We start from the raw sequence: 19,617 nt of genomic DNA on the forward strand, positions 1-19,617 counted from the left end.
CTGACGTGCGATTCGCGTCACTTCAGGCGAGGGCCGCGCCGTCGGCCCATCACAACATCAACGACATCCGCTATGTCCGCATCCGACACGCCGCAACCCGACTTCCGCTCGCGCCAGTTCCTCCTGGATCACGCGCTGCGCACGATGATCTTCTACCACCCGCACTGCATGGACCCGGCAGGCGGCTTCTATCACTTCTACAAGAACGACGGCACGATCTACGACCGCAAGTCGCGTCATCTCGTGTCGAGCACGCGCTTCATTTTCAACTACGCAATGGCGTACAAGCACTACGGCCTCGACGAATATCGCGGCGGCGTGCGGCACGGCATCGACTATCTGCGCGAGGTTCATCGCAATCCGGAAACGGGCGGCTATGCGTGGACGCTCAAGGGCCGCGAAGTCACGGATGCGACCAACCATTGCTACGGCCTCGCGTTCGTCGTCCTCGCGTATGCGAAGGCGGTGGAAGCGGGCTTCGACGAGGCGCGCGCCTATCTCGACGAAACGTGGAACCTGATGGAAACGCACTTCTGGGACGCGCCGCACGGGCTCTACAAAGACGAGGCCAGCGCGGACTGGAAGGTGTCGGACTATCGCGGGCAGAACGCGAACATGCACGCATGCGAAGCGTTTCTGGCTGCGTTCGAAGCGACCGGCGAGACGCGCTATCTGGACCGCGCCGCGCTTCTGGCCGACAACATGGTCAACCGTCAGGCCGCGCTTGCGGGCGGTCTCGTGTGGGAGCACTACAAGCCGGACTGGTCGATCGACTGGGACTACAACAAGGGCGACCGCAGCAACATCTTTCGTCCGTGGGGCTTTCAGCCGGGGCATCAGACGGAATGGGCCAAGCTGCTGCTGATTCTCGACCGGCATCGGCCAGAAGCGTGGCATGCAGAGCGCGCGAGGGAGCTGTTCGATCGCGCGCTCGAACTGTCATGGGATCACGAGCACGGCGGCATGGTCTATGGCTTCGATCCGGACGGCAAGTTCTACGACGAAGACAAGTACTTCTGGGTGCAGGCGGAATCGCTCGCGGCGGCGGCGCTGCTTGCCGAGCGCGCGGCTCGCGATGGCGATCAGTCGGCCGCCGCGCGCTACTGGAGCGATTACGACCGCTTGTGGACGTATAGCTGGGCGCATTTCGTCGATCATCATTACGGCGCGTGGTATCGCATATTGACGCGCGACAACCGCCAGTACAGCGACGAAAAAAGCCCCGCCGGCAAGACCGACTATCACACGATGGGCGCATGTTACGAAGTCCTGAACGTCGTGCGCTGAACGAAACATTGCCATTGAAACGAGGAACCCAACGATGAAGACAAAAGCCGCAATCGCATGGAAAGCAGGTCAGCCGCTCACCATCGAGGAAGTCGATCTCGAAGGGCCGCGCGCCGGCGAAGTGCTGATCGAAGTGAAGGCGACGGGCATTTGCCACACCGATTACTACACGCTCTCGGGCGCGGACCCGGAAGGCATCTTCCCGGCGATTCTCGGCCACGAAGGCGCGGGCGTGATCGTGGACGTGGGACCGGGCGTCGGCACCGTGAAGAAGGGCGATCACGTCATTCCGCTCTACACGCCGGAATGCCGCCAGTGCAAGTTCTGCCTCTCGCGCAAAACGAATCTCTGTCAGGCGATCCGCGCGACGCAGGGCAAGGGCCTGATGCCCGATGCGACCTCGCGCTTCTCGCTCGACGGCAAGCCGCTCTTTCACTACATGGGCACGTCCACGTTCTCGAACTACATCGTGGTGCCGGAGATCGCGGTGGCGAAAGTGCGCGAAGACGCGCCGTTCGACAAGATCTGCTACATCGGCTGCGGCGTGACCACGGGCGTCGGCGCGGTCGTGTATTCGGCGAAGGTCGAGGCGGGCGCGAACGTGGTCGTGTTCGGGCTCGGCGGCATCGGCCTGAACGTGATTCAGGGCGCGAAGATGGTGGGCGCGGACAAGATCATCGGCGTCGATATCAATCCGGGCCGCGTCGAGCTGGCGAAGAAGTTCGGCATGACGGACTTCATCAACCCGAACGAAGTGGAGAACGTGGTCGATCGCATCGTGCAGTTGACCGATGGCGGCGCGGACTACTCGTTCGAATGCGTCGGCAACGTGAAGCTGATGCGTCAGGCGCTCGAATGCACGCACAAGGGCTGGGGACAGTCGTTCATCATCGGCGTGGCGGCGGCGGGCGAAGAGATCAGCACGCGGCCGTTCCAGCTCGTCACGGGCCGCGAGTGGAAGGGCTCGGCGTTCGGCGGCGCGCGCGGCCGCACCGACGTGCCGAAGATCGTCGACTGGTACATGGAAGGCAAGATCAATATCGACGATCTCATCACGCACCATCTGAAGCTCGATCAGATCAACGACGGCTTCGACCTGATGAAAAAGGGCGAGTCCATCCGCTCGGTCGTCATCTATTGAGCGCGGAGGACGCCATGCTCGAACTCGTCGAGGAACACCGTTGTTTCGATGGCGTGCAGCGCATCTATCGGCATGAGTCGCGGTCCATCGGCCTGCCTATGCGCTTTTCGGTGTTCTTGCCCGCCGCTGCGTCGGCATCGAAAGTGCCGGCGCTTTTCTATCTCGCCGGTCTCACGTGCACCGAAGAGACGTTTCCGATCAAGGCCGGCGCGCAGCGGTACGCGGCCGAGCATGGCATCGCGTTGATCGCGCCGGACACGTCGCCGCGCGGCGCGGACATTCCCGGCGAGAAGGACGCCTGGGATTTCGGCGTCGGCGCGGGCTTCTATGTCGATGCGACGCGCGAGCCGTGGCGCGAGCGGTATCGCATGTATTCGTACGTGACGCAGGATTTGCGCGAAGCGGTGCTGGCGGAATTGCCGGTGCGCGAGGACCGGCTCGGCATCTTCGGCCATTCGATGGGTGGGCACGGCGCGCTCGTGCTCGCGCTGCGCAATCCGGATGTGTACCGCAGCGTGTCGGCGTTCGCGCCGATTGCCGCGCCTTCGCAATGTCCGTGGGGCGTGAAGGCGTTCACCGGCTATCTCGGCGACGACCGCGACGCGTGGAAGCAGTACGACGCGAGCGAGCTCGTGAAGGGCGATGCAGCGTCACGCTTCGAAGGCGGCATTCTGATCGATCAGGGACTGGCCGATCACTTTCTCGCCGAGCAGTTGCATCCCGATGTGTTCGAGCGCAACGCGCGCGAAGCGGGGCATAGCGTCACGGTGCGTCGTCACGAAGGATATGACCACGGGTACTTCTTTATCGCGACGTTCATCGGCGAGCACATCGCGCATCACGCGCGGGTGCTCTGCCGTTGAGCGCGGCGCGGCAGCGGCAGCGGTCGGTCAGCTTCCGCGCCGCGCCAGCAGGCTCGCCGCATAGACCACGGCGGCGAGCATCGTGATCCAGAAGCTCGTCGGCCAGTCGGTGTAATAGGCGAGCGTGAGGCCCGCCCACGCTTGCCCCAGCGCGAAGAGCGCGGCGAGCAGCAGGCCCGTCGACAGCCGCGTGGTCACGTTCTGCGCCGCCGCTGCCGGCCCGACCATCAGCGCGAAAACGAGCAGCACGCCGACGATCTGCGTGCACGCCGCCACCGCGAGCGCGGTGATCGCGAGAAACAGCACGGAGACGAGGCGCAGCGAGACGCCTTTGGCTTCGGCCAGTTCCGGCTGCAACGAAGCGAAGAGCAGCGGCCGCATGATGACGCCCAGCGCAACGAGACTGACCGTCGCGAGTCCGGCGAGCACCACGAGCGTTTCGTGACTCACGCCGAGCACGTTGCCGAACAGCAGCGCGGTGGCCTGCGTCGCGTACGCGGTGAAGAAGTGCAGAAACAGCAGCCCGAAGCCGAGCGACAGCGAAAGAATCACGCCGATGGCCACGTCGCGCCCCGACAGCCGCTCGCCTAGCGCGCCCATGCCGACGCCCGCCGCGAGCGTGAAGCCGACCATGCCCCAGATGGGCGATACGCCGAGCAGCACCGCGCCCGTCGCGCCGGTGAAGCCCACGTGCGACAGCGCGTGTCCCGCGAACGTCTGCCCGCGCATCACCAGAAAATACCCGACGATTCCCGCCAGCACCGCGACGATGCCCGACGCCGCGAAGGCGTTCACCATGAAGTCGTATTCAAACATCGTGCGTGTGCGTTCCCTTCTTGCCGTGGCCGTGCGTACGAGCGTGGTCGTGCTGGTGGTCGTGCTCGTGCTGATGCCCGTTGCCATTTTCGTGCGCGTGATCGAGCTTGTCGATTTCGACGTCGCCCGACATCACGAAGATGCGGCCGTTCACGCGCATGACGTCGATGGTCGAGCCGTAGAGACGCGAAAGCACCGGCTTCGAGATGACTTCATCGACGGTGCCGAGCGCCGCGCGCCCGTTGCCGAGATACAGCACGCGATCGAGCGAATTGAGCAGCGGATTCAGTTCGTGCGCGGAGAAAAGCACCGTGATGTTGAGTTCGCGCTGCACGCGCCGCACGAGTTCCACGACGCTCGTCTGATGACGCGGATCGAGGCTGATGAGCGGCTCGTCGAGCAGCAAGAGACGCGGGTTGCCGAGCAGACATTGCGCGAGCAGAAGCCGCTGACGCTCGCCGCCCGATAGCTCCGACAACGGCCGCGCCGCGAGTTGCCGCGCGCCGACGAGATCGAGCACGCGCTCGACGTCGGCGCGCGTGCGCGCGTCGCGACGCGGCAGGCCCCAGCGATGCCCGTCCGCGGCCATCGCGACGAAATCGCGCCCGAGCACGCGGCGATTGGCGAGCCCCGCGCGAATCTGCGGCATATAGCCGATGGACGGATTGCCGCGCACGACCGCTTCGCCGTTCACGCGGATCGCGCCGGACGCGACGGGCACGAGGCCGAGCAGCGCGCGCATCAGCGTCGTCTTGCCCGCGCCGTTCGGCCCGAGCACGCCGATGAATTCGCCGGTGTGAACGGTGAAGCTCGCATCGTTCAGAATCGCGCGTCCGCCGAGTTCGAGCGTCACGCGATCGACTTCGAGCGCGGCCTTCGACTCGCGAATCATTGCTGCCATCCTTGCAGCGCGCCCGCGAGCGCGTCGAGCTGCGTTTCCATCCATTGCTGATACGTCTTGCCGGCGGGCAGCGTCTCGGTCACGCTGATGCTCGGCACATGCCCGTCTTTCGCGATGCCGAGCAGACGCCGCGTGAGCGCGCCCGTCGCCTGGCTGTTGTAGATCAGGACGTGCACGCGCCGTTCGCGCAAGTCTTTCTCGAACGCGGCGATATCGGCGGGGCTCGGCTCCGTCTCGTTCATCGCGGCGGTCTGGAACCGCTGATTGCGCATTTCGAAGCCGATGGCGTCCGCCGTATAGCCGAACACCGGCTCGGTCGCGGTCACGGGCACGCCGCGATAGCGCGACTTCAACTGCGCGATGCGCGCGTCGATGGGCTCGAGCGACGCCAGAAACGCGGCGAGGCGCGCGTCGTAATCGCTCTTGTGCGCCGGGTCCGCGCTCGCCAGATAGGCGCTCACCGCTTTGGCGACGGCGGGCATCGTCGGCGGGTCGTACCAGAGATGCGGATTATCGCCGGACTTCTTGCCGGTCAACTGCGCCGCGACGATCACCGTGCGCTTGCCGCTGCTCTTGCCGTTGCTGTTGGATGCCGCGAGCAGCTTGTCCATCCACGGGTCGTAGTCCGCGCCGTTATAGACGACGAGCGCCGCATGTTGAAGCGCGCGCGCGGTCTTAGGGCTGGCTTCGAAGAGATGCGGGTCTTCGTCGGGATTGTTGAGGATGCTCGTGACCTCGACGTGATCGCCGCCGAGCTGGCGCACGACGTCGCCATAGAAGTTCTCCGCTGCGACCACCGGCACGCCGGCGGCATGCGCCGTCACGCTCTGGCCGATGCTGAACACGGCCGCGATGCAACTCAGAATGTGCGCGAGTTTCATCGGGCTCCTTGTGTGTGGGCGTGATCGTTCGCACGATGTTTCTGCTGGCAATCGCTGCACAGGCCGCTCAGTTCGACAACCTGATGCCGCAGCTGGAAGCCGTGCGCGGGCGGGCTCGCCGACAGCGACGACGCCAGTTCGCGCCCCTGGATTTCGAGCGTCGCGCCGCATTCGTCGCAGATCAGAAACTGGCTTTCGTGCGGGCGGCCGGCGTCGCAGCACGCGACGAACGCGTTCTTCGACTCGATCCGATGCACCAGGCCGTTTTCGACCAGAAAGTCGAGCGCGCGATACACCGTGGTCGGCGGCACGCGCGCGCCGCGCTGCGGTTCGAGCGCGTCGATGAGGTCGTATGCGCCGATGGGCTTGTGCGCCTTCAGCACGAGTTCGTACACGTGGCGGCGCAGGGGCGTGAGCGCGAGGCCGCGCTCGTCGGCTAACGCCTCGGCGCGGGCGAGCATGGTTTCGATTGATGCGGTCATGTCATCGTGGCCGCGCAAGGCGGCGCTATGAGCGAGTGGCGATGATATAACGTATCACGGTGGTTTGCACGTCGGCTTTCCGTTGTGCTCAGAGCGTCCGGCGCGGTGCTGGACGACCGTTCGCCGAGAGAGGAGCGACTAAGGCTGCGAGAGGGCGCCCGAACGGGCGTCGCGCATGATCGCGTTGATGAGGGGGTCGTTCGTCACGCGGATCCGACCGGTCTGCGTGATTCTCCCGCCGGTCTGAGTGATGCCTGTCACGAACTGACAGTCGTCATAGCAGCTCAGTGTTCCGGTGGCCGGTCCGTCCCGATAGCGAACGACAGGCTCGTTGCCTTTGCTCACGCCCACATACCAGACCAGAACGGGCGCTTCGGTATCCGCGCCGTCGACCGAAGCCTTTTCATACACGAACGCATTTCCTTGCCGTCCGACATACGAGTGTTCGGGTTGAGGCTGCGGCGCAACGCCGTCTGCCTGGTCCGAATGAGCCGCAGAGGGCGCAGCGAGCGAATGTAAGACGGCAGTAGGCAAAGTCAACAGGAGGCAAAGGACGGGCAGGGCGCTGACGAACCGACGACGGCATGTGCTCATCGTTTGGTGCTTCGCGAATGAGGCGGCGTGGACGCAGACGGCCCGCCAAGACTTTTCGCATCGAGGTCAATATTGCAGGCCTTCAGGAATTCCGCCTTCGTCCGCCATTTCGACTTTCCATCGGGCAGCCCGAAAACAAGCTCGGTGTCTTCGGGCGTAGCGTATCGGTCCGGCGCTACGAGGAAGCGTGTCTTGCGCCAGGCTAACGCGACCAGTGTCTTCTGTCCGGCGGGCGATACCTTGAACACACGTATCCATGCAGGATGCGTGTCGACCGTGGACGGCTCGGTTGTATCCTCGTCATCTTTCGCCGTAGACGATGTCCAGCCGACAGTGACGATCTCCACCGCCTTGCCGGTTCGGTCCAGCACCTCCTGACGCTGCACTTGCTTGCCAAGTAGCTGGAACCGCACGACCGGCACGTGTGACCCGGCGCGGAAATACTCGGCAATGACCCAGTCTCCCCCGGAAGAAACAATAGGGACGTCGCGCCGACGATCGTAGCGGTAAATGTCAGTCAGGCTCGACAGCACGGACTGCGGCACGCGAGCTTCAGGGAACGAATACCGTGCGGGCTTGAAGTCTCCGGTCTCCGATCTAATGGAGTTCGCGGCGTTCATATCGAGCCGCAAGCGCATCGGCGGCAGCGCAATCGAGAGCAGATGCCCGTCCGCCACGTTGGCGACATAGGGCGGGTGCGACGACTGAACCGTTTTGACGGGATGGGCGGCACGTGAGGAGCCGAGCGCCGCGTTTGCGATGAGGGGGAAGGTGAGCGCGATTGCGATCAGCGCGATTCTCAAACGAGCCACTAAGTCTACGAGTTGATTGCCATTCATGTGCGGCTAAATTTGCACGGTCGAAAGTGGGTGCCGGCTTCTCACGTCGCATGGGTACGTACAGCGCAGCGCATCAGTTTCCGTTGCAGTGATTCCGGGCAGAAGAGGGGCGAGAACTTTGACCCGCGGCCCCAGACGCGTCAATGGACGTTTTCTGAGATTCAGCGACCCAAACTTCCGAAGTGATGCCCGCCCACGAGCCAGCGGCGTTGGATTGATTGCGCATTGCAGCATCGAAACCGCGAAACCACGCCTTGACACGCGCCTCCGCAACACCGATCATTCGATCAAACAGAGAGCAATTGATCGGCCGTCGAGCGTTCGCTCACTTTCGCGCCGGTCGGGCAGAGAATCGGAGACATCGGTGAGACTGGAAGACAAGGTCGCGGTCATCACAGGCGCCGCGAGCGGAATCGGCGAGGCGGTCGCGCGGCGCTACCTCGACGAAGGCGCGAAGCTCGTCCTGGTCGACGTGAAAGACGCGCATGGCATGGCGCAGCGTCATGAGAACGCCGCCGGCCGCGTGCTCGCGCTCGAAGCCGACGTCACGCGCCGCGAAGACATCGAGCGCATCGTGGCGGGCGCCGTGGAGCGCTTCGGCGGCATCGACATTCTCTTCAACAACGCGGCGCTCTTCGACATGCGCCCGATCCTCGACGAGTCCTGGGACGTCTACGACCGCCTCTTCGCGGTCAACGTCAAGGGCATGTTCTTTCTGATGCAGGCGGTCGCCCGGCGCATGGTCGAGCAGGGACGCGGCGGCAAGATCATCAACATGTCGTCGCAGGCCGGGCGGCGCGGCGAGGCGCTCGTGTCGCACTACTGCGCGACCAAGGCGGCCGTCATCAGCTATACGCAGTCGGCGGCGCTCGCGCTCGCGAAGTCGCGCATCAACGTGAACGGCATCGCGCCGGGCGTCGTCGATACGCCGATGTGGGAACAGGTCGATGCGCTCTTCGCCCGTTACGAAAACCGGCCGCTCGGCGAAAAAAAGCGCATGGTCGGCGAGGCAGTGCCGCTCGGGCGCATGGGCGTGCCGGACGACCTGACCGGCGCGGCGCTTTTCCTCGCATCGGCGGATTCGGATTACATCACCGCGCAGACGATCAACGTCGATGGCGGCAACTGGATGAGTTGAGCCGGCGCGTGCGCCTTGCAGCATGAGGCGCACCGTCTATAGTGAAACGGCGTCGCGGTGAAGCATACGCGGGCCAGCCTACGAAAACGAGCAACCACGCGGTTCCCAGCGCAGCAGAATCAGGCAGCGGCACAGACGGCACGTGCGCCATGCATGCACGATCCGCTGCACCGTGCAAACGAAAAAGGAGACGAACCAACATGAAACGCACCCAACGCACGCAACGCACCGAACGCACCCGACGCACCGGTCAGCCCCAGCCGCGCACGCGGCGTTCCATCGCGGCGGTTTCGGCCGCGCTCGCCGCCGCCGCGCTCGCGCCGCTCGCCGCGCACGCCGCGACGACCATCACCATCGCCACGCTCAACAATCCGGACATGATCGAGCTGAAAAAGCTCTCGCCGGCGTTCGAGAAGGCCAATCCCGACATTCAGCTCAAGTGGGTGATTCTCGAAGAGAACGTGCTGCGCCAGCGCGCGACCACCGACATCACGACCAATAGCGGCCAGTTCGACGTGCTGACCATCGGCACGTACGAAGCGCCGCAGTGGGGCAAGCGCGGCTGGCTGTCGCCGATGTCGAATCTGCCTTCGAACTACGATCTCGACGATGTCGTGAAGACGGCCCGCGACGGTCTCTCGTACAACGGCCAGCTCTACGCGCTGCCGTTCTACGTCGAAAGCTCGATGACGTATTACCGCAAGGACCTGTTCCAGGCCGCGGGCCTGAAGATGCCGGATCAGCCGACCTACGACCAGATCAAGCAGTTCGCCGACAAGCTCACCGACAAGGCGAAGGGCCAGTACGGCATCTGTCTGCGCGGCAAGGCGGGCTGGGGCGAGAACATGGCGTACGTCTCGACTGTCGTGAACACGTTCGGCGGCCGCTGGTTCGACGAGCAGTGGAAGGCGCAACTCGACACGCCGGAATGGCACAAGGCCGTGTCCTTCTATGCGGACCTGCTGAAGAACGACGGCCCGCCGGGAGCGAGCTCGAACGGCTTCAACGAAAACCTCACGCTGATGTCCTCGGGCAAGTGCGCGATGTGGATCGACGCGACGGTTGCCGCGGGCATGCTCTACAACAAGCAGCAGTCGCAAGTCGCCGACAAGATCGGCTTCGCCGCCGCGCCGACGCAAGTTACGCCGAAGGGCTCGCACTGGCTCTGGTCGTGGTCGCTCGCGATTCCGAAGACGTCGAAGCAGCAGGACGCCGCGAAGAAGTTCGCCGCGTGGGCGACGTCGAAGGAATACATCGAGATGGTCGGCAAGGACGAAGGCTGGGCCTCGGTGCCGCCGGGCACGCGCAAGTCGACCTATGCTCGCCCCGAGTACAAGCAGGCCGCGCCGTTCGGCGACTTCGTGCTGCAGGCGATCGAGTCCGCGAATCCGAACGACGCGACGCTGAAGAAGGTGCCGTATAGCGGCATCCAGTTCGTCGGCATTCCGGAGTTCCAGTCGTTCGGCACGGTGGTCGGGCAGTCCATCGCGGGCGTCGTCGCCGGACAGACGAGCGTCGACAATGCGCTGAAGGCAGCCAACGCCACCGCCGATCGCGCGGTGAAACAGGCCGGCTATCAGAAGTAAGCGGCAGATAAGCAGCAAGCAAGCAGCAAGCAAGCGGGCCGTTCACACGGAGCGGCCCGCCGGCATCATCGAGAGGTGACACGATCATGCGCCAACTGAATCCCCCCATCGCCGATCACTTCGACGTGTCCGCCGCCGAGCGCGACAAGAAACGCGCGAAGTCGGTCCGCTGGCTGATAACGCCGTCGTCCGGGCTGCTGTTCCTGTGGATGGCCATTCCGCTCGCGATGACCATCTGGTACTCGTTCTCGCGCTACAACCTGCTGAATCCCGATGTCAAAGGATTCGCGGGGCTCGACAACTTCGGGTTCCTCGTCACCGATCCCGCGTTCGGGCCGTCCATCGCGCATACGCTGACGCTGATCGCGTCCGTGCTGGCGATCACGGTGATCGGCGGCGTGCTGCTCGCGGTGCTGTTCGACCGCAAGTTCATCGGGCAGGGCATCGCGCGGCTGCTCGTGATCGCGCCGTTCTTCGTGATGCCGACGGTCTCCGCGCTGATCTGGAAGAACATGATCCTGCATCCGGTGTACGGGCTCGTCGCCTCGCTGATGCGGTCGCTCGGCATGCAGCCTATCGACTGGTTCGCCGAGTATCCGCTCTTCGCGGTGATCGTGATCGTCGCGTGGCAGTGGCTGCCGTTCGCGTTCCTCATTCTTTTCACCGCGATCCAGTCGCTCGATCAGGAGCAGAAGGAAGCCGCGCGCATCGACGGCGCGGGTCCGTTCTCGATGTTCTTCTTCATCACGCTGCCGCACCTGAAGCGCGCAATCGCGGTCGTCGTCATGATGGAAACCATCTTCCTGCTGTCGATTTTCGCGGAGATCTACACGACGACGGGCGGCGGCCCCGGCACGGCGACGACCAACCTGTCGTACCTGATCTATGCGCTCGGCCTGCAACAGTTCGATGTCGGCCTCGCCTCGGCGGGCGGCATTCTCGCGGTGATTCTCGCCAATATCGTCGCGTTCTTCCTCGTGAGAATGCTCGCGAAGAACCTCAAAGGGGAGTACGAGTCATGAGCACGCATCCCGTTACCTCCACGACTTCGGTGCCCGTGCTGGATCATGTGAAGCGCATCGTGCCCGGCGTCGTCGCGTGGCTCGTCTCCATCCTGCTGTTCTTCCCGATCTTCTGGATGACGATCACCGCGTTCAAGACCGAGCAGCAGGCGTATTCGTCGTCGCTCATCTTTTCGCCGACGCTCGAGAGCTTTCGCGAAGTCTTCGCGCGCAGCAACTACTTCGGCTTCGCGTGGAATTCGGTGCTGATCTCGCTCGGCGTGACGGTGGTTTGCCTGTTGCTCGCGGTGCCGTGCGCCTACGCAATGGCCTTCTTCCCCACGCGCAAGACGCAGAAGCTGCTCCTGTGGATGCTCTCCACGAAGATGATGCCGTCGGTCGGCGTGCTCGTGCCTATCTACCTCTTGTGGAAGAACTCGGGACTGCTGGATACGGTGAGCGGTCTCATCATCGTGTACACGCTCATCAATCTGCCGATTGCGGTGTGGATGGCCTACACGTACTTCAACGAAGTGCCGAAGGACATTCTGGAAGCCGGCCGCATCGACGGCGCGACGACATGGCAGGAGATCGTCTATCTGCTCATGCCGATGGCGCTGCCGGGCCTCGCATCGACCGGGCTCCTGCTCGTGATCCTCTCGTGGAACGAGGCGTTCTGGAGCATCAACCTGTCGAGTTCGAATGCCGCGCCGCTCACCGTGTTCATCGCGTCGTATTCGAGTCCGGAAGGGCTCTTCTGGGCGAAGCTCTCGGCGGCCTCTCTGCTCGCGGTCGCGCCGATCCTGATCGTCGGCTGGCTCTCGCAGAAGCAGCTCGTGCGCGGTCTCACCTTCGGCGCAGTCAAGTGAGGGCGGGCTCGTGAACCTGACTCTCGCACATGACCGCCTGATGATCTGCGATTGCGACGGCGTCTTGATCGACAGCGAAGCCGTGGCGGCGCGCATGCTCGTCACCGAATTGCAGGCGCTGTGGCCGGGCGTCGATGTCGAGCCGGTGGTGCTGCCGCTGCTCGGGCTGCGCATCGAAGCCGTGCTCGCGAGCGCCGCCGACAGCGTCAACCGCACGTTGACGCCCGAGCAGGTCGTCGCGATCCGGCGATCGGTCGAGGCAGCGGCCGTGCAGGCGCCGCCGGTCGCGGGCATCGCCGAGGCGCTGGCGGCCGTGCCGCTCACGAAAGCCTGCGCGAGCAACAGCTTCTCGTCGTACGTGGATACCGCGCTGCAACGCACCGGCCTCGTGCGCTTCTTCGGCGAGCGGCGCTTCTGCGCGGACATGGTCGCCAATCCGAAGCCCGCGCCGGACGTGTATCTGGCGGCGGCGCGCGCGATGAACGTCGAGCCGTCGATGTGCCTCGTCGTCGAAGACAGCGTGACGGGCGTCACGGCTGCGCGCGCGGCGGGCATGCCGGTGCTCGGTTTCATCGGCGGCGGACACGCGAGCGAAGGCCACATGGACACGCTCAGGCGCGCGGGCGCGGCCATCGTGTTCGACGACATGGCGCGCCTGCCCGCGCTCGTCGATCGCTGGCTGCAACACGCGTCGTTCGAAACGAATTAGCGCGCACGGCCACCGTGCGCGGCACATGACTCGGCGAAGCAAGGCCGACAGGAGACACATCATGGCTAGCCTGACGTTACGCAACATCAACAAGCGTTATGAAGACACGGAGGTGATGCGCAGCGTCAACCTCGATATCGAAGACGGCGAGTTCGTCGTGTTCGTGGGGCCGTCGGGCTGCGGCAAGTCCACGCTCATGCGCATGATCGCGGGTCTCGAAGACATCAGCGGCGGCGACCTGATGATCGACGGCGCGCGCGTGAACGACCTGCCGCCCGCGAAGCGCGGCATCGCGATGGTGTTTCAGTCGTACGCGCTCTATCCGCACATGACGCTGTACGACAACATGGCCTTCGGCCTGAAGCTCGCGGGCGAGAAGAAGCCCGCCATCGACGCAGCCGTGAAGCAGGCCGCGAAGATTCTGCATATCGACCATCTGCTCGACCGCAAGCCGAAGCAGCTGTCGGGCGGTCAGCGCCAGCGCGTGGCGATCGGCCGCGCGATCACGCGCAAGCCGAAAGTCTTTCTCTTCGACGAGCCGCTCTCGAATCTCGACGCCGCGCTGCGCGTGAAGATGCGCCTCGAATTCGCGCGCCTTCACGATGATCTCAAGACGACGATGATCTACGTGACGCACGATCAGGTCGAAGCGATGACGCTCGCGGACAAGATCGTCGTGCTGTCGGCGGGCAACGTCGAGCAGGTCGGCACGCCCAACACGCTGTATCACGCGCCGGCGAACAAGTTCGTCGCGGGTTTCATCGGCTCGCCGAAGATGAACTTTCTGTCGGGCACGGTTGCGCAGGTCCAGAGCAACGGCGTGCTCGTCAAGTACGAGACCGGCGAGACGCAATTGGTCGGCGTGCTGCCGGGCAACGCGAAGCCGGGCGATGCGGTGACCGTCGGCATTCGTCCGGAGCACTTGCAGCCGATGCCCGCCACGAGCGACTACGGCGTGTCCGCGAGCACGATGACTGTCGAAACGCTCGGCGATGCCGCTTATCTCTATGCGGAAACATCCGTGGCGCCGGATGGCCTCATCTCGCGGATTCCGCCGCTGGAAAAGCACGCGCGCGGCCAGAAGCTCAAGCTCGGCGCGGAGCCGGACCACTGCCATATGTTCGACGCAGCGGGCCAAGCGTTCGCGCGCAACGCGGTGCAGGCGTATCTCGCGGAGCATCCCGAAGTGAAAATGCCGCGCGTGCAAAGCGCGTCGGCCTGACGCGGTGCGTGTTTTGTTCGCGTGCCGGCAGGCGATAATGCGGCTCATCCCGCCACTGCACCGACACGCGCCATGCACGTTCTGAGCGAGCTCTACGTTTATCCGATCAAGTCCTGCGCCGGCATCGCGCTGCAACGCGCGATACTGCTGGAAACCGGTCTCAAATTCGACCGAAACTGGATGGTCACCGACGCGTCGGGCGGCATGCTGACGCAGCGCACGCATCCGCGCATGGCGCTGATCCGCACGGCGTTCGACGGCGGCGATCTCGTCATCGACGCGCCCGGCATGCCGACGCTGCGCACGCCGCTGGATGCTGCCGCGCTGTCGAATGCCGAACCGATGCGCGCGACCGTCTGGCGCGATACCGTCGATGCGCTCGACACCGGCGCGCAGACTGCGCAATGGTTCAGCGAACTGCTGGGCATGCCCGCGCGCCTCGCGCGCTTCGCACCGCAGGCGCGGCGCAACGTCGACCAAAAGTGGACCGCGCCGCTCACTACGCACACGCGCTTCGCCGATGGTTTCCCGCTGCTCGTCCTTGGCCAGGCATCGCTCGACGATCTCAATGCACGACTCGCGCAGAAGGGCGCGCCCGCCATTGCCGCGAACCGTTTCCGCCCGAATCTCGTGGTCGGCGGGCTCGATGCCTACGAGGAAGATTTCGTCGAAGACATGCTGATTCGCGCGGACGGCCGCGACGTGCAACTGCGCCTCGTCAAGCTCTGCACGCGCTGCCCGGTGCCGACCATCGACCCACTCACCGGCGCACCGAATCCCGAGTGGCCGCACGAACCGCTCGACACCATGAGCACGTACCGCGCAAGCGCGCAGCACGACGGCAAGCTCACGTTCGGCAAGAACGCGATGGTGATCGAAGGCGAGGGCGCGATGCTCGAAGCGGGCCAAGCGGTGGACGCGCAGATCGCGTTCTAAAGGCTCACGCGTCGAGCGCGGCTTTCGCGCAAAGCTCGTCGGTCACGAGTCCCGACAGCCACTGGCCCTTGAGCGCCGCGATCAACGCTTCGCGCTTGCGTTCGCCGCCCGCGAAGCCGATGGTCGGCCGCTTCGGCGGCGCGTCGAGCTTCAGGCTCGTGACGCGCGCGCCGGTCTTCGACTGCACGCGCTTGCCGTTCACGTCGATCGGCAAGCCGAGCCATTCCGCGACGGCGCCCGCCTTCATCATCTCGTCCACTTCGGCGCGCGTAATGAAGCCGTCCTGATGCAGCGGGCAATTGATGCCCACATTGCCGATGCCGACGAACGCCACGTCGGCTTTCTGCGCGAGTTCATCGACGATACGGTACAGCCGGTGATTGACCCATTGCGCGCGCTCGGCTTCGTTGTCGGCCATGAGCGGCGCAGGCAGCATGAAGTGCTTGCCGCCCGTCTTCTCCGATAGCTGCTGCGCGACGTCGTAGCGATTCGATGATCCGTCCTGCGCGATCGCGCCGACCATCGACACGAAGCGATGCTGCGGGCGGTCGATCTGTCCGATCTGCTCGACGACCGCCTTCAGCGTGCGCCCGCTGCCGATGGACACGACGATCGGCTTCTCATCGACCAGATAGCGCTCCATGACCTGCGCGCCCGCGACGGCGAGCTTGCGGTCCACTTGCTCTTTCGAGTCGCCGTCGATGGGCACCACTTCGCACATCGCGAGGCCATAGCGGTCGCACAGCTGCTTCGCGAGCGACAGGCAATCCGCGATGCGGTGATCCACCCGCACGCGGATCAGATTCTTCTCCACCGCGAACGCGACGAGCCGCTGCGCCACGGGACGCGAGATCTGGAGCTTCTCGGCGATCTCGTTCTGCGTGTTGCCGGCGACGTAGTAGAGCCACGCCGCGCGGGTCGCCAGGTCGAGTTTTTCGGTTGATTTAGGCACTGAGGTCTTTTCTTTTCCTTCGCGAATTCGCTGGTTCGTCAGTGCGCGGCGTGGGGGTGCCGTGCGTCAGCTACGCCAGGCGTGGGCGCGCCGGATCGAACAGCGGCCGCACGTGCCGATACAGCTCCCGGAAGCTCTTCAGCCGCTGACGCAAGGCCTGATGCCGTTCGCCGTTCGGCGTGAACTCCTGCTTCACCGCCGGTTTGGCGAGCACGACCGACGGATCGCCGCCCGCCGCCAGCCAGCCTAAGCGCGCTGCGCCCAGCGCCGCGCCGGTTTCGCCGCCGCCGTGCGTGCGCGTCGGGGTATCGAAGGCATCGGCGAACATTTGGCCCCAGTATGCGCTTCTCGCGCCGCCGCCGAGCATCGACAATGCGCGCGTCTGCGTGCCCGCGGATTGCAGTGCATCCAGCCCGTCCGTGAGCGCGAGCGTCACGCCTTCGAGCACCGAGTAGCCGAGCAGCGCGCGGTCGGTGGCGTGCGTCATGCCGAAGAACACGCCTTGCGCGTACGGGTCGTTATGTGGCGTGCGCTCGCCGCTCAGATACGGCAGAAAGAGCGGGGCGGTCGCGAGCGCGTCGGGAGGCAACGCCTCGACTTCGGCGAGCAGCGTGGGCTCGTCGGTGGACGTCAGCTTGCAGACCCAGCGCAGGCAGCTTGCGGCCGACAGCACCACGCTCATCTGATGCCAGCGGTCCGGAATCGCATGACAGAACGCATGCACGGCGGAGGCCGGATTCGGCCGGAAGCGGTCGCCGACCACGCACAGCACGCCCGAGGTGCCGAGCGACAGGAAGCCATCGCCCGGTTCCGTCGCGCCGATGCCGACCGCGCTCGCGGCGTTGTCGCCGCCGCCCGCCGCCACGACGACGTCATCGCGCAAGCCGAGTTCTGCGGCAAGCCCGGGCCGCAGCGTGCCCGACGGCTCGCTGCCTTCCGCGAGCGACGGCATCTGCTGACGCGACATGCCGCACGCGGCGAGCAGCTCGTCGGACCAGTCGCGGCGCGCGACGTCGAGCCAGAGCGTGCCGGCGGCATCCGATGGATCGGACACCTTCGTGCCCGTGAGATGCATGCGCAGATAGTCCTTCGGCAGCAGCACGCACGCGGTCTGGTTAAAGATGGCGGGTTCGTTGTGCGCGACCCACAGCAGCTTGGGCGCGGTGAAGCCGGGCATCGCGAGATTGCCGGCGATTTCATGCAGGTTCGGCGCGCGCTCGTAGAGCTCGGCGCATTCCTTGTCGCTGCGCATGTCGTTCCAGAGAATCGCGGGACGCAGCACGCGATCGCTCGAATCGAGGAGCACCGCGCCGTGCATCTGACCGGACAGGCCGATGCCGCGAACCTGCGCGAACTCCGACGGAAACTTCTCGCGCAACTGAAAAAGCGCGGCGCGCGTGCCTTCCCACCAGTCGAGGGGATTCTGTTCCGACCAGCGCGGCTTCGGACGCGAGACGGTGAACGGCGTGCCCGCCGTGCCGATGACGCTGCCGTCGCTCGCGAGCAGCAGCACTTTCACTTCGGAGGTGCCGAGGTCGATGCCTAAGTACATGAACGAGCCCTTGGTCGTTGCCGGAGCGCATGTCCGGCGAAAACGTGAAATTTACCGCCCGGCGCGGCTGCGCGCCATGAGCACAATACCGGAGCTTCAGGTGCTTGCGGATGAACTCATGGACGGTTCGCGAGCCACGCATCGACGCGCGCGACGGCCGCGCGCATCACGCGTTCGAGGCTTTCGCTTTGCGCCATGCTGCCCCAGAGCAGCTTGTCGCCGGTGAACGCCTTGATCGGATCGGCTGCCGTGAAGAAGCCGTGCGCGACGGCCGGGTCCATCACGCCGTCCTGATACGTGTACGGCAGCTTGCCTTCGTGCCAGCGTTCGAGGAAGCGGAAAAAGAGCGCGGGAAGCATGGCCGTGGCGTTCGGATCGATGCCGCGCGCGAAGCATTCCGAGAGCGTCGGCGCGATGAAGCCGGGCAGCTTCGAGAAGCCGTCGGCGGCGACGCGCTGGTTCGTGTCCTTGATATACGGATTGCTGAAGCGGTCGAGCACCACGTCGCGATACTTCGCGAGGTCGATCGGGCTCGGCGTGAGGCACGGAATCACGTCTTCGGTGACATAGGCTTCGGCGAGCGCGCGAATCTCCATGTCCTGCGTGCCTTCGTGAATGTATTGGAGGCCGACGAGCGTGCCCGCCCACGCGATGCAGCTATGGCTCGCGTTGAGAATGCGGATCTTCGCCTCCTCGTACGGATGCACGGACTGCACCATCTCCGCGCCGACTTTTTCCCACGCCGGACGTCCCGCGCAGAAGTTGTCTTCGATGACCCACTGGATGAACTTCTCGCCCATCACGGGCGCGCGATCGTCGAAGCCGGTGGCCGCCTTCACGCGCTCGGCGACATCGGGCGTCGGGCGCGGCGTGATGCGGTCGACCATTGCGTTCGGACACGACGTGTTCGCGATCATCCAGTCGCGCAGCGCCGTCTGTCCGCGCCGTTGCAGGAATTCGAGCATGCCGGCCTTGAAGCGGTCGCCGTTGCTGCGCAGGTTGTCGCAGTTTTGGAGCGAGACCTTTCCCGCATTGTTCTGCATGCGCGCTTCGAGGATCGCCGCAAGCGCGCCGTAGATGGTCGTTTTCGCGCCGTTGAGGTCGGCGGCGAGATCGGGGTTGGCGGTGTCGAGCTTGTCGTGCTCGTCGAGGTAATAGCCGCCTTCGGTCACGGTGAACGAGACGATCTTGCAGGCGGGCGCGGCGCCGGTCGCGATCAGCTCGCCGAGATCCGCCGACCACGGCACGACCTTCTTGATGGAGCGCACGACTTCGTACTCGCGCTCGCCTTGCGGCGTGACCGTTTCCAGCGTGTACTCGCCGTGTTGCGCGGCGAGCGCGTCGAGCACGGCGTTCATGTCGCCGCGAATGTTGCCGACGGCGAGCGACCAGTCCGCATCGCCCGATTCGATCAGCTTGTGCAGATACCACGCCTGATGCGCGCGATGAAACGACCCCGCGCCGATATGCAGGATCACGTTCGCGCTCGCCGTGCCTTCGCTGGATACGCTGCTCATGTCTTGTCTTCCTCTGATTGGCTGATGCGCCCGTTCTGCGCGGACGGTTCGTGAGCATTTGCTCGATAGGTGGTCGAATGATCGTATTCGCCCGGTCGAAAGTCAAGGCGCGCGGCGGGCGCGTCGTCGCTGCGGTGCGGCGTGAATCGCCGCGCCGCGCTTTGCACGCGAGCTTCGCGGGGCGCGTTGCGATGCACCATCGAACGCGCGCAGCCTGATTGGGACATACCCGGATAGTCAACGCGGCTCGCATTGACGGAAGGTGCATGCAGCTTCGACCAAATCCACGGCACCAGCAGCGGCAACGGCAAGCACAACCATAAACGCGAGA

20 protein-coding genes are annotated in these 19,617 nt (G+C 64.9%); 10 read left to right on the forward strand and 10 right to left on the reverse strand.

The window, feature by feature from the left end:
* Positions 1–72 precede the first annotated feature (72 nt).
* The 3 genes from LDZ26_RS02350 to fghA are packed head-to-tail and all read left to right on the forward strand — an operon-like array spanning position 73 to position 3,291.
* A complete protein-coding gene (locus tag LDZ26_RS02350) occupies positions 73–1,287 on the forward strand; it encodes an AGE family epimerase/isomerase (protein WP_244848001.1) in 1,215 nt (404 codons plus the stop codon).
* 34 nt (positions 1,288–1,321) lie between these two features.
* Positions 1,322–2,428: an S-(hydroxymethyl)glutathione dehydrogenase/class III alcohol dehydrogenase gene (locus LDZ26_RS02355; protein WP_175939595.1), complete on the forward strand. Its 1,107-nt coding sequence runs from the start codon at positions 1,322–1,324 to the stop codon at positions 2,426–2,428.
* 14 nt (positions 2,429–2,442) lie between these two features.
* Positions 2,443–3,291 carry an S-formylglutathione hydrolase gene (gene fghA, locus LDZ26_RS02360; RefSeq protein WP_244848002.1) on the forward strand — a complete coding sequence of 283 codons (849 nt, stop codon included), beginning with the start codon at positions 2,443–2,445 and terminating at the stop codon, positions 3,289–3,291.
* Positions 3,292–3,318: 27 nt separating this feature from the next.
* Here fghA and LDZ26_RS02365 read toward each other — a convergent pair whose 3' ends face one another.
* The 6 genes from LDZ26_RS02365 to LDZ26_RS02390 all read right to left on the reverse strand — a co-directional run bounded on the left by LDZ26_RS02365 (position 3,319) and on the right by LDZ26_RS02390 (position 7,804).
* Complete coding sequence (locus tag LDZ26_RS02365) at positions 3,319–4,107, reverse strand: metal ABC transporter permease (RefSeq protein ID WP_244848003.1); 789 nt, start codon at positions 4,105–4,107, stop codon at positions 3,319–3,321.
* Complete coding sequence (locus tag LDZ26_RS02370; protein ID WP_370650630.1) at positions 4,100–4,999, reverse strand: metal ABC transporter ATP-binding protein; 900 nt, start codon at positions 4,997–4,999, stop codon at positions 4,100–4,102. Before LDZ26_RS02370 ends, LDZ26_RS02365 begins: the two co-directional genes overlap by 8 nt.
* On the reverse strand, positions 4,996–5,889 hold the full coding sequence (locus LDZ26_RS02375; protein WP_244848005.1) for a metal ABC transporter solute-binding protein: 894 nt from the start codon (positions 5,887–5,889) through the stop codon (positions 4,996–4,998). Before LDZ26_RS02375 ends, LDZ26_RS02370 begins: the two co-directional genes overlap by 4 nt.
* Positions 5,886–6,371, reverse strand: coding sequence for a Fur family transcriptional regulator (locus tag LDZ26_RS02380; protein ID WP_244848006.1), 486 nt, complete (start codon positions 6,369–6,371; stop codon positions 5,886–5,888). The genes LDZ26_RS02375 and LDZ26_RS02380 overlap by 4 nt, the downstream gene beginning before the upstream one ends.
* Positions 6,372–6,509: 138 nt before the next feature.
* Positions 6,510–6,782 (reverse strand): hypothetical protein, encoded by a 273-nt coding sequence (locus tag LDZ26_RS02385; protein WP_244848007.1) that lies wholly within the window; start codon positions 6,780–6,782, stop codon positions 6,510–6,512.
* A 179-nt stretch (positions 6,783–6,961) separates the two neighbouring features.
* On the reverse strand, positions 6,962–7,804 hold the full coding sequence (locus LDZ26_RS02390; RefSeq protein ID WP_244848008.1) for a hypothetical protein: 843 nt from the start codon (positions 7,802–7,804) through the stop codon (positions 6,962–6,964).
* Positions 7,805–8,168: 364 nt separating this feature from the next.
* Here LDZ26_RS02390 and LDZ26_RS02395 point away from each other — a divergent pair, with 364 nt between their 5' ends.
* The 7 genes from LDZ26_RS02395 (at position 8,169) to LDZ26_RS02425 (ending at position 15,265) form a co-directional block, all read left to right on the forward strand.
* On the forward strand, positions 8,169–8,942 hold the full coding sequence (locus LDZ26_RS02395) for an L-iditol 2-dehydrogenase (RefSeq protein WP_244848009.1): 774 nt from the start codon (positions 8,169–8,171) through the stop codon (positions 8,940–8,942).
* Positions 8,943–9,142: 200 nt separating this feature from the next.
* Complete coding sequence (locus tag LDZ26_RS02400; protein ID WP_244848010.1) at positions 9,143–10,528, forward strand: sugar ABC transporter substrate-binding protein; 1,386 nt, start codon at positions 9,143–9,145, stop codon at positions 10,526–10,528.
* Positions 10,529–10,614: 86 nt separating this feature from the next.
* Positions 10,615–11,550: a carbohydrate ABC transporter permease gene (locus tag LDZ26_RS02405; RefSeq protein ID WP_244848011.1), complete on the forward strand. Its 936-nt coding sequence runs from the start codon at positions 10,615–10,617 to the stop codon at positions 11,548–11,550.
* The gene (locus tag LDZ26_RS02410; protein WP_244848012.1) at positions 11,547–12,398 is read left to right on the forward strand and encodes a carbohydrate ABC transporter permease; all 852 of its coding nucleotides are present in this window, start codon (positions 11,547–11,549) and stop codon (positions 12,396–12,398) included. Before LDZ26_RS02405 ends, LDZ26_RS02410 begins: the two co-directional genes overlap by 4 nt.
* Positions 12,399–12,438: 40 nt before the next feature.
* Positions 12,439–13,107: an HAD family phosphatase gene (locus LDZ26_RS02415; RefSeq protein WP_244848863.1), complete on the forward strand. Its 669-nt coding sequence runs from the start codon at positions 12,439–12,441 to the stop codon at positions 13,105–13,107.
* A gap of 61 nt (positions 13,108–13,168) precedes the next feature.
* Entirely contained in the window at positions 13,169–14,329 is a 1,161-nt protein-coding gene (locus tag LDZ26_RS02420) for an ABC transporter ATP-binding protein (RefSeq protein ID WP_244848013.1), read from the forward strand.
* Between the two features lie 72 nt (positions 14,330–14,401).
* On the forward strand, positions 14,402–15,265 hold the full coding sequence (locus LDZ26_RS02425; RefSeq protein WP_244848014.1) for an MOSC domain-containing protein: 864 nt from the start codon (positions 14,402–14,404) through the stop codon (positions 15,263–15,265).
* Positions 15,266–15,269: 4 nt separating this feature from the next.
* On the opposite strand, the gene LDZ26_RS02430 is transcribed toward LDZ26_RS02425, so the two are convergent.
* The 4 genes from LDZ26_RS02430 to LDZ26_RS02445 form a co-directional block, all read right to left on the reverse strand.
* The gene (locus tag LDZ26_RS02430) at positions 15,270–16,217 is read right to left on the reverse strand and encodes a sugar-binding transcriptional regulator (RefSeq protein ID WP_244848015.1); all 948 of its coding nucleotides are present in this window, start codon (positions 16,215–16,217) and stop codon (positions 15,270–15,272) included.
* Positions 16,218–16,287: 70 nt separating this feature from the next.
* Complete coding sequence (gene xylB, locus LDZ26_RS02435; protein WP_244848016.1) at positions 16,288–17,769, reverse strand: xylulokinase; 1,482 nt, start codon at positions 17,767–17,769, stop codon at positions 16,288–16,290.
* Positions 17,770–17,885: 116 nt separating this feature from the next.
* On the reverse strand, positions 17,886–19,286 hold the full coding sequence (gene dalD / locus LDZ26_RS02440) for a D-arabinitol 4-dehydrogenase (RefSeq protein WP_244848017.1): 1,401 nt from the start codon (positions 19,284–19,286) through the stop codon (positions 17,886–17,888).
* The gene (locus LDZ26_RS02445) at positions 19,283–19,597 is read right to left on the reverse strand and encodes a hypothetical protein (protein WP_244848018.1); all 315 of its coding nucleotides are present in this window, start codon (positions 19,595–19,597) and stop codon (positions 19,283–19,285) included. The genes dalD and LDZ26_RS02445 overlap by 4 nt, the downstream gene beginning before the upstream one ends.
* Between the last annotated feature and the right edge of the window lie 20 nt (positions 19,598–19,617).

Source organism: Caballeronia sp. SL2Y3, from assembly GCF_022879575.1.
In the GTDB taxonomy this organism is placed as follows: domain Bacteria; phylum Pseudomonadota; class Gammaproteobacteria; order Burkholderiales; family Burkholderiaceae; genus Caballeronia.